This window comes from Mesorhizobium sp. M4B.F.Ca.ET.089.01.1.1 (assembly GCF_004022605.1).
GTDB classification, from domain to species: Bacteria; Pseudomonadota; Alphaproteobacteria; order Rhizobiales; family Rhizobiaceae; genus Mesorhizobium; species Mesorhizobium abyssinicae.
Genome location: NZ_RZOS01000202.1, coordinates 1 through 9892 on the forward strand (window position 1 = coordinate 1; position 9892 = coordinate 9892).

The window sequence follows — 9892 nt, forward strand, 5'->3', positions numbered from 1 at the left end:
CCCGACGCCTTTCGGCGCGGGTATTCGGATCAGCCCTTTTCGACCTGTCCGAATTCCAGATCGACGGGCACCGCGCGCCCGAAGATCGAAACTTCCACCTTGAGCCGCGCCCGCTCCTCGTCCACTTCCTGGACGAAACCGTTGAACGATGCGAACGGACCATCCGAGACGCGGATCGCCTCGCCGATCTCGAAAGTCACCGAAGGCTTCGGCCGCTCGACGCCTTCCTGCACCTGGTTCAGGATGCGCTGCGCCTCGGTCTCGGTGATCGGCACGGGCTTGGAGTCGCCCAGGAAACCGGTCACCTTCGGCGTGTTCTTGACCAGCGAGAACACAGCGTCGGTCAGGTTGGCCTTCAACAGCACATAGCCCGGGAAGAACTTGCGCTCGGCGTCGACCTTGCGGCCACGGCGTATCTCGACGACCTTCTCGGTCGGCACCACGATCTGCTCGATCTCGCCGGACAGGCCCTTCTGCTTGGCCTTGTTCTCGATGTCCTCGGCGACCTTCTTCTCGAAGTTCGAATAGGCGTGGACAATGTACCAGCGCGCAGTCATTTCACGACGTCTCCGTAATCGCCGAACTTAACGTCCGAGGCCCAGAATGAACTCGATCGCATAGCCCATGGCTATGTCGGCGGTGAAGAAAAAGATCATCGCGATGACCGCGAAAACCAGGACCATCACCGTCGAGATCATCGTTTCGCGACGCGACGGCCAGGTCACCTTGGCGGTCTCCGAGCGAACCTGCTGGAGAAAGGTGAAAGGATTTGTGGTTTTCGAAGCCATATGCCGCTCTGTCTTCAAGACCCGTTGGCCGGGTCTCCTGGATGATCCCGCAGGCCGGGACGTGCCGCCTGGGCCTCATGTCGGCGCCGAATCAGCGCATCCATTTCGCCCATGCAAATCGGACGCGTAAAGCCGGCTTCCCAGCTCCACGCGTCGCGTGTCTGTTCTGTCTACATAAAACCGATTCTTGATCCACGCAAGTGGCAAGTGTCCGCTTTATGGCCAAACGCCGCCTCGGAACCATCCAGTCGTTCCGTCCCGGCTATGCGCGCCTTATGCCCGAATTATCGCCATATGGCAAGCCACCCATGGGTTTTCAAGGACCTAGTGGGCCATCGACGATATTGAAATCGGCCATTTCGGGAAAATGGCACGGGCAGCAGGGCTCGAACCTACGACCTGCGGTTTTGGAGACCGCCGCTCTACCAACTGAGCTATGCCCGTACACGCGCGCTGCTATTTCATAAAGCGGATGAGAACTCAAGTGCCCTTTTGAGGCGCGGCGATCCGGGCCGCCGATCGCGCAGAGACAAGCCACAACGCCCAGGCGCAGATGAGAAGTTCGAGCCCAAAATTCCAGTGCAGGACGAAACTCAAGACCCAATTGCCATAGGTGGCGGGAACCGCCACGAATTCGAAGGCGTGCCGATCAAATGGCATCAGCCACGATATGGGCGACGCCACCGTGTCCAGGACCATATGCAGCATGGCACCCGCGAAGAAGATGCCGATCAGCGCCGGACGGGGCCAGCCGAGCAGTCTGGCGGCGGATAGGCTCAATATTCCGGTTGCGGCCCAAAACAATGGCCAGTGCGTGATGTAGGCGTGGTGGTGGATGTGTCCACCGTCGATGAAGTGGAAGTACAGCATGTCAACGTCGGGAATCACACTGCCGATCATCGCAGCCGTCACGACGCCGGACATTTCGCGCCATTGTCTGCGCGCGAAGCTCCCCAGAATGTAACCCGATGGCAGATGAGCAATGAGCATCACGTGGCAAGCCCGTTTCGGATGCTCCAACCTGCAATCCCATCGTGGCGCCATTTTTGCAGAGATTTGCAGATATTCCGCATCTTGCAGAGCGCGTCGCAACGGCCGGATCAGATCCTTTGCCAGAAATCCGGATAGGTGGTCACCAGCCCCTCCTGATCGACCTCGATTTCCCGCCGGAAGCCACTCTTCAGCGACTCGTAGAGATAGCGTCTGCCTTCGTCGAGGCACGTGTAGCGCTGCGGGCTTTTGACGATGGTCAGTTCCGGGAGTTCGATGAAGGCTGCGGCAATCTCGGCGCTTTCGCCAAGCTTCAGCCGCAGCCGGCGGATCGGCAGCGTGTTGGTGAAGGGCGTGACAGTGAGATCGGGGTCGAGCGCCCCGGTCAGGTCCCGGATCGCAACACCGTCCTTCGACCAGTTGCCGATGCCGTCGGTCTCGAGCCGGAAGCGCCCGCCACCGACAATGCCGACCTCGATCTCCCTGGCGCGCCAGTCAGGGTCGCATGAAATGCGGTAGTGAACGGCGAACGGCGCATGGTCGGCCGAGATCGCCACGGACTCGGCCGATATCCCGCCGGAATCCAGCCTCAGGACAAGGTGTTCGATGCCAGGGCCCTGCCATTGCCGCCATCGAACGAGCGTGCTCCGAGGCTCCACTGCTACGATTTCCCCGCCGGCGGCTTGTAAGGCCCGCCGGGCACGCCCCAGCCCCAGGCGGGCATCGGCTCCGTTTCCGGATCGCACGTCTCGCCGAGATTGGAATTCATCTTCGCCAGCCGCGATCCCCATTCGACATAGCCCATGAAGGCGGAGCGGAATTCGGGGTCGTCGGGCAGGCCGACCTCGTCGGCGGCGTCGGCGAGAAGGTTGATCCAGCACCGCCGCTGTTCCTCGCTCAGGTGCTTGCCGAGATGGTGCATCACCATCTCGCGGTGGCCGCCATGCTTTTCGCTGTAGGTCTTCGGTCCGCCGAACACCTCGCCGATAAAGGCCGCGACATGGGCGGGATGGTCCGGCGACATGTGCCTGAACACCGGGCCGACGATCGGATCGCGCGCCACCTTGTCGTAGAAGGTCTGCGTCAGGCGGCTGAGCGCTTCGGCGCCGCCGGCCCATTCGAACAGCGTCGGAATATCCTCGTCCATCATCGATCCTCGCCTGTCGCTTGCCGCGGACGATAGCGGAAAGATCGAAGACGGCTCAACCTGCCTCGATGGCCAGTTCACGCCTATAATTTGGCGGGCGCCTCTGCCTGGGCGTTTGGCGACGGTGCCACGCGGCAGTTGTCAGGCTTCGGTATGACGCCGCAGATGGTGGCGCCGGTCAGCGCGTCGACCGATTGCGGTCCAGTCGTCAGCCCGACCTTCAGCATCATGTCCGGCTCAAGCTGGCGATGGCTCGAATAGAGCACGGACTGCATCGCAGCGAACAGGCCGCTCCCGATCGCCATGTCTTCGAGGTAGGTCTTGACCTCTTTCTCCATCCCCAGCGAATGCACGCTGAGCCGTGCCCGCGGACCGACAAGCCGGCGGACACCGCCGGCAAGCAGGATCGCGCAGGCTGAATCGCACACGCCGTCGGCATCGACGGTCAATCCGGCGCGAGCCTCGCTGTCGGCCGCGCAATCCAGCGCCGCCAAATCGCAGCCGACGAAATCGGTCCGGGCAATGGCGACGTCGAGCTTGTGCTCGCGGATCAGCCGGCCAGCCGCGAGCGCCCCAAGCACGTCGCCGCCCGGCGAGCTGATCACCAGGGGCAGCCTGCGCCCGCCAATGCTATCCAGCATGTCACGCAGCCGCTCCGGCGTGTAGGCGGTGATCGTGCCTTCGGCCGAGATCCATTCCGGGCAATCGGGATTGCAGAGCGGATTGCTGCCGCGAACGACCACGAAGCGCATGTCCTCGTCGCGCTTGACGATCTCCGGCCTGGCTGTTGCCGCTGATGCGGGCTCGGCCTTGGCAGCCAAGGCAGCGGCCGGCATCGCATCCTTGTTCGACGGTATCTCCCGGCAATTCGCCGGCGCCGGCCATGCCTTGCAGATCGTGGCGGCGGTGAACAGATCGACCGAATCCATGCTGGTGACGAGTTTCATCCGCAGCATGTTTTCCAGGACCAGCTGATGGATATCACTGGCCGGCGTGTTCTTCATCGTTACGAGCACGCCCTCGCCGACGCCCATTTCCCGGAAATAGGCGGCCAGCCTTTTCTCCACCGCCTTGCTCATCTCGTAGGTCTTGTAGCTGCCGGCATTCTTGCGGCTGACGACCTTCGTGTTGATGACCTTCTTCTTGCCGTTCACCACCTTGTATGTGGTCCGGTAGAGCAGTTTCGTCTTGATGTAGGTCGTGGTGATTTGATGGACGCCGAGATACGCCCATTCGCCGACCACGCGGCGTACGCCGCCGGCAAACATCAGCGGACAGGCGGAATTGCAGATGGCGCCGCTGGCATAGGGCTCGCCGAAATAATCGGCGTCCCTGCCCTTGTTGGCCGTGCAATCCTTGTCGTCCGGCATGCAGCCGTCGAACCAGGTCTTGCCGACGGCGATATCCAGCCCGCTCTTGCGGATCAGCCGGCCGAGCGTCAGCGCCGCGTCGACATTGCCGCCGGGCGAATCCACAACGATCGGCAGCTTTCGCCCGCCAAGCCGCTTGAGCATGCGCTTGAGCAGCGCCGGCGTGCCGGCCTCGATCGTGCCTTCCGCCGAAATCCACTCCGGACAGTTGGGCTCACACCCCGCGGCGTTGCTGCGCACCACAACAAAACGCATCGTCGGGCCGGAATCGGCCGTCGCCGCGGCGAGGCTGGCATTGCCCATGGCAAGCAGCGCCAGGCAGACCAGCCCCAGTGACCACCATGCCCGACTGTTGAAACGGCGCCCTGAAACCACGTCCTGCCAGCCCCTTGATGCAACCTATACTAGTTGCAGCGCCGAGGCTTGCAACAGGCTTGAAGCAATAGAACGAACAATGGACGCTTTTGAGATCGGAAACAAAAAAGGGCGGCCCGAGGGCCGCCCTTTCCTTGTCGATCCGGCGGATGCCGGCTTCGATTATTCTTTGATGGTGACGACGATGCCGGCACCGACGGTGCGGCCGCCTTCACGGATGGCGAAGCGCAGCTTCTCTTCCATGGCGATCGGCACGATCAGCTCGACGTCGACCGTGATGTTGTCGCCAGGCATCACCATCTCGGTGCCGGCCGGCAGCGTCACGATGCCGGTCACGTCGGTGGTGCGGAAGTAGAACTGCGGACGGTAGTTGGTGAAGAACGGCGTGTGACGGCCGCCCTCGTCCTTGGTCAGGATGTAGGCTTCGGCCACGAACTTCTTGTGCGGCTTCACCGAACCCGGCTTGGCCAGAACCTGGCCGCGCTCGACGCCTTCACGATCAACGCCGCGCAGCAGCGCGCCGATGTTGTCGCCGGCCTGGCCCTGGTCGAGCAGCTTGCGGAACATCTCGACGCCCGTGCAGGTCGTCTTGGTCGTCGGACGGATGCCGACGATCTCGAGTTCCTCGCCGACCTTGACCACGCCGCGCTCGACGCGGCCGGTCACAACGGTGCCGCGGCCCGAGATCGAGAACACGTCCTCGATCGGCATCAGGAACGGCTTGTCCAGCGGACGCACCGGCGTCGGGATGTAGGCGTCGACCTGCGCCATCAGCTCGCGGATCGCGTCCTCGCCGATGGTCTTGTTCGAATCTTCCAGAGCGGCCAGCGCCGAGCCCTTGACGATCGGAATGTCGTCGCCGGGGAACTCGTTCTTGGTGAGCAGCTCGCGAACCTCGAGCTCGACCAGTTCGAGCAGCTCGGCGTCGTCGACCTGGTCGACCTTGTTCAGGAACACCACGATCGAGGGCACGCCGACCTGGCGGGCGAGCAGGATGTGCTCGCGCGTCTGCGGCATCGGGCCGTCGGCGGCCGAAACGACCAGGATCGCGCCGTCCATCTGCGCGGCACCGGTGATCATGTTCTTCACATAGTCGGCGTGGCCGGGGCAGTCGACGTGGGCATAGTGGCGGTTGGCCGTCTCGTATTCGACGTGCGCCGTCGAAATCGTGATGCCGCGCGCCTTCTCTTCCGGCGCCGCGTCGATCTGGTCATAGCGCTTGTATTCGCCAAAATACTTCGTGATCGCCGCCGTCAGCGACGTCTTGCCATGATCGACGTGGCCGATCGTGCCAATGTTCACATGCGGCTTGGTGCGCTCGAATTTACCTTTTGCCATGTGATGTCTCCGTTCCTGCTTGCCCGTGCGGGGCTTGAATTAAGGTGTCGTGCAACCCGCTCGAGTTACGCGTATTTCTTTTGAACTTCCTGGGCGACCGCGGTCGGCACCGGCTCGTAGTGGTCGAACTGCATCGTGTACTGGGCGCGGCCCTGCGACATCGAACGCAGATTGTCGACGTACTTGAACATGTTGGCCAGCGGCACCATCGCATTGACGACGACGGCGACACCGCGGGTCTCCTGACCCTGGATCTGGCCACGGCGGCCGTTGAGATCTCCGATGACGTTGCCGACGTAGTCTTCCGGCGTCACCACCTCGACCTTCATGATCGGCTCGAGCAGCTGCACGCCGAGCTTCGGCGCCGCTTCACGGAAACAGGCGCGGCCAGCGATTTCGAAGGCCAGCACCGAGGAGTCGACGTCGTGGAAGGCGCCGTCGATGAGCGTCGCCTTGACGCCGATCATCGGGAAGCCGGCGAACGGACCGGACGACAACACGCTGTTGATGCCCTTCTCGACGCCGGGGACGTATTCCTTCGGCACCGCGCCGCCGACGATCTTCGACTCGAACTTGAAGTCGCCGCCTTCGGCATCCGGCTCGAACAGGATCTTGACGCGGGCGAACTGACCGGTACCGCCGGTCTGCTTCTTGTGCGTGTAGTCCTGCTCGTGCGTGCGGGTGATCGTCTCGCGATAGGCCACCTGCGGCGCGCCGATATTGGCCTCGACCTTGAACTCGCGACGCATGCGGTCGACGATGATGTCGAGGTGCAATTCGCCCATGCCGGCGATGATGGTCTGGCCGCTTTCCTCGTCGGTCTTGACGCGGAAGGACGGATCCTCGGCAGCCAGGCGATGCAGCGCGAGGCCCATCTTCTCCTGGTCGTTCTTGGTCTTCGGCTCGATGGCGATCTGGATGACCGGATCTGGGAATTCCATGCGCTCGAGGATGACCGGGTGCAGCGGATCGCAGAGCGTGTCGCCGGTGGTGGTGTCCTTGAGGCCAGCCAGAGCGACGATGTCGCCGGCGAAGGCTTCTTCGATGTCGGCGCGCGAATTCGCATGCATCTGCAGCATGCGGCCGATGCGCTCCTTCTTGCCCTTGACGGTGTTGTCGAGCGAGACGCCCTTGGCCAGCTTGCCCGAATAGATGCGGGCGAAGGTGAGCGAGCCGACGAACGGGTCGTTCATGATCTTGAAGGCCAGCATCGACAGCGGCTCGCTGTCGTCCGCGTGACGCTCGATCTCGGCGTCGGTCTTGGCATCGACGCCCTTGATGGCGGGAACGTCGGCCGGCGACGGCAGGTATTCGACGACGGCGTCGAGCAGCGGCTGCACGCCCTTGTTCTTGAAGGCCGAGCCGCAGAACATCGGGAAGAACTTGACCGCGATGGTGCCTTTGCGGATCAGCGCGCGGATCTCGTCATTCGACGGCATCTTGCCTTCGAGATAATTCTCGAGCGCGGTCTCGTCCATTTCGACGGCGGCCTCGATCATCTTCTCGCGATACTGCTCGGCCTTCTCCTTGAGGTCGGCCGGGATCTCGACGACGTCCCAGGCGGCGCCCAGCGTCTCGTCGCGCCAGACCAGCGCGTTCATCTCGACGAGGTCGACGACGCCCTTGAACTCGGTCTCGGCGCCGATCGGCAGCTGCATGACGACGGCCTGCGCGCCGAGGCGCGAGCCGATCATTTCTTCCGAGCGGTAGAAGTCGGCGCCGATCTTGTCCATCTTGTTGCAGAAGATCATGCGCGGCACGTGGTACTTGTCGGCCTGGCGCCAGACGGTCTCCGTCTGCGGCTCGACACCGGCATTGGCGTCGAGCAGCGCGATGGCGCCGTCGAGCACGCGCAGCGAACGCTCGACCTCGATGGTGAAGTCGACGTGTCCGGGAGTGTCGATGATGTTGAAGCGGTGCATCTTGCCGTCACGACCCTTCCAGAAGGTCGTGGTCGCGGCCGACGTGATGGTGATGCCGCGTTCCTGCTCCTGCTCCATCCAGTCCATGGTGGCAGCGCCGTCATGGACTTCGCCGATCTTGTGCGACTTACCCGTGTAGTACAGGACGCGCTCGGTCGTCGTCGTCTTGCCGGCATCGATATGCGCCATGATACCGAAATTGCGGTAGTCTTCGATTTTGTATTCGCGGGCCATGGGAGGTGCCTCTCAGTCTCGTTCGCGCTTTACCAGCGGTAGTGCGCGAAGGCGCGGTTGGCTTCCGCCATCTTGTGGGTGTCTTCACGCTTCTTGACGGCCGTGCCGCGGTTGTTGGCCGCGTCCATCAGCTCGCCCGAGAGGCGGTCGATCATGGTGGTCTCGTTGCGGTTGCGCGCCGCGGTGATCAGCCAGCGGATGGCCAGCGCCTGGCGGCGCTCGGGGCGCACGTCGACCGGAACCTGGTAGGTGGCGCCGCCGACACGGCGCGAACGCACTTCCACATGCGGCGCGACATTGTCGAGCGCCTGATGGAAGACTGTGACCGGCTCCTGCTTGGTCTTGGCCTGGACCTGGTCCAGCGCGCCGTAGACGATGGTCTCGGCAACCGACTTCTTGCCGTCATACATGACGGCGTTCATGAACTTGGTGACGATCAGGTCGCCGAACTTCGGGTCCGGATTGATCTCACGCTTTTCTGCACTGTGACGACGGGACATGGCTTTTGTCTCTCAATCTCTCATAGCCCGGCGCAGTCAAAAAAAGCGCCGAAGCCGGAAAACCTTACTTCGGACGCTTTGCACCGTATTTCGAACGGCGCTGCTTGCGGTTCTTGACGCCCTGGGTATCGAGCACGCCGCGGATGATGTGGTAGCGCACGCCCGGAAGGTCCTTGACGCGGCCGCCGCGGATCATGACCACGGAGTGTTCCTGCAGGTTGTGGCCTTCGCCCGGGATGTAGCCGATCACCTCGAAACCATTGGTCAGGCGGATCTTGGCCACCTTGCGCAGCGCCGAGTTCGGCTTCTTCGGCGTCGTGGTGTAGACGCGCGTGCAGACGCCCCGCTTCTGCGGGTTCTGCTGCATGGCCGGGACCTTGTTGCGCTTCACCGGCGCCAGGCGCGGCTTGCGGATCAGCTGGTTGACGGTAGGCATTAAACCCTCTTGTCTCTCAATTCCGTGTCTTGCCCGGTCAGGGCCGCTCAAAGCGTCGTTTCCATACGCAAATTCGGGCAACACACCGCGCCTCGCGGTCCTGCCCGAACAAATAGCAGAGGAAGCGGAAACCGCTTCATGCGCGCCGGAAATGTCTTTTCGCTCGTAAAACGAACCCTGTTTGAGGCAAACTCCAAGGCGTGTCGCCTCGAAAAGGAAAGCCTCACATCGGTTCTGACTGGGCGGCTTCTACTCGCAACCCTTCGAACCGTCAACCCCGCGCTGGCAAATATTGCGCGCGGACCGGGGCTTGGCAGCCATGCGAAAAACGCATGTAATTTTCTTGCGTCTTTTTGCAAGCGCGAGGAAGAAAGTGACCGGCTTTTGGCTGTTGCCCAGCCATGCTTCATGCCAAAAGGCGGCATGAGCAGCAGAAACGCCCTCGCCCGCCCTTTGCCGAGAGGAATCAGCCCGTGAACGACAATGAGGAACGCCCGGTCACCATCATCACCGGCCGTGTCTGGAAGAAGAAAGGCGGCAAGCCGGAAGGCGTCCATGTGATGCTTATGGCGCCCGACGACGATTCGGCGGTGCGTAAGGCGCTCGATTCGCTCGCCGCGGAAGGCTATGCCGAGGCGGAACTCGATCAGATCGGCGACATGGACGGCGCGCCCGACGACGAGCCGCATCTGTCGGCCTACCAGGGCGCGCTCGAAGGCGAAGTGTCGATCATCACGTTCGACGAGCCGATCTGAATCTGCGTTGAGCTTGGAGGGGCCCGCGACTCGCAGG

General features: G+C 62.7%; 12 protein-coding genes and 1 tRNA gene. 2 read left to right on the top strand and 11 right to left on the bottom strand.

Going from position 1 to position 9892, the window contains the following annotated elements; translation table 11 throughout:
• Positions 1–29: 29 nt before the first annotated feature.
• The 11 genes from nusG to rpsL all read right to left on the bottom strand — a co-directional run bounded on the left by nusG (position 30) and on the right by rpsL (position 9100).
• Positions 30–557, bottom strand: a complete 528-nt coding sequence (gene nusG, locus EN780_RS19085; RefSeq protein ID WP_059189556.1) for a transcription termination/antitermination protein NusG — start codon at positions 555–557, stop codon at positions 30–32.
• A gap of 27 nt (positions 558–584) precedes the next feature.
• Positions 585–788 (bottom strand): preprotein translocase subunit SecE, encoded by a 204-nt coding sequence (secE, locus tag EN780_RS19090; protein ID WP_127286436.1) that lies wholly within the window; start codon positions 786–788, stop codon positions 585–587.
• Between the two features lie 368 nt (positions 789–1156).
• A tRNA-Trp gene (locus tag EN780_RS19095) sits at positions 1157–1232 on the bottom strand.
• Positions 1233–1268: 36 nt separating this feature from the next.
• The gene (locus EN780_RS19100) at positions 1269–1808 is read right to left on the bottom strand and encodes a metal-dependent hydrolase (RefSeq protein WP_320256399.1); all 540 of its coding nucleotides are present in this window, start codon (positions 1806–1808) and stop codon (positions 1269–1271) included.
• Positions 1809–1888: 80 nt separating this feature from the next.
• Positions 1889–2437, bottom strand: a complete 549-nt coding sequence (locus tag EN780_RS19105) for a putative glycolipid-binding domain-containing protein (RefSeq protein WP_128274994.1) — start codon at positions 2435–2437, stop codon at positions 1889–1891.
• 2 nt (positions 2438–2439) lie between these two features.
• Positions 2440–2925, bottom strand: a complete 486-nt coding sequence (locus tag EN780_RS19110; RefSeq protein ID WP_128274999.1) for a group II truncated hemoglobin — start codon at positions 2923–2925, stop codon at positions 2440–2442.
• Between the two features lie 83 nt (positions 2926–3008).
• The gene (locus tag EN780_RS19115; RefSeq protein ID WP_128274995.1) at positions 3009–4670 is read right to left on the bottom strand and encodes a hypothetical protein; all 1662 of its coding nucleotides are present in this window, start codon (positions 4668–4670) and stop codon (positions 3009–3011) included.
• A 162-nt stretch (positions 4671–4832) separates the two neighbouring features.
• Positions 4833–6008, bottom strand: a complete 1176-nt coding sequence (gene tuf / locus EN780_RS19120) for an elongation factor Tu (protein WP_095805843.1) — start codon at positions 6006–6008, stop codon at positions 4833–4835.
• 65 nt (positions 6009–6073) lie between these two features.
• On the bottom strand, positions 6074–8164 hold the full coding sequence (fusA, locus tag EN780_RS19125; RefSeq protein ID WP_127284730.1) for an elongation factor G: 2091 nt from the start codon (positions 8162–8164) through the stop codon (positions 6074–6076).
• A 29-nt stretch (positions 8165–8193) separates the two neighbouring features.
• Positions 8194–8664 (bottom strand): 30S ribosomal protein S7, encoded by a 471-nt coding sequence (gene rpsG / locus EN780_RS19130; protein ID WP_126054431.1) that lies wholly within the window; start codon positions 8662–8664, stop codon positions 8194–8196.
• A gap of 64 nt (positions 8665–8728) precedes the next feature.
• Complete coding sequence (rpsL, locus tag EN780_RS19135; protein WP_006202128.1) at positions 8729–9100, bottom strand: 30S ribosomal protein S12; 372 nt, start codon at positions 9098–9100, stop codon at positions 8729–8731.
• Between the two features lie 138 nt (positions 9101–9238).
• Here rpsL and EN780_RS19140 point away from each other — a divergent pair, with 138 nt between their 5' ends.
• Positions 9239–9577, top strand: a complete 339-nt coding sequence (locus tag EN780_RS19140) for a hypothetical protein (RefSeq protein ID WP_128274996.1) — start codon at positions 9239–9241, stop codon at positions 9575–9577.
• On the top strand, positions 9574–9855 hold the full coding sequence (locus EN780_RS19145; RefSeq protein ID WP_128274997.1) for a transcriptional regulator: 282 nt from the start codon (positions 9574–9576) through the stop codon (positions 9853–9855). The genes EN780_RS19140 and EN780_RS19145 overlap by 4 nt, the downstream gene beginning before the upstream one ends.
• Positions 9856–9892 lie beyond the last annotated feature (37 nt).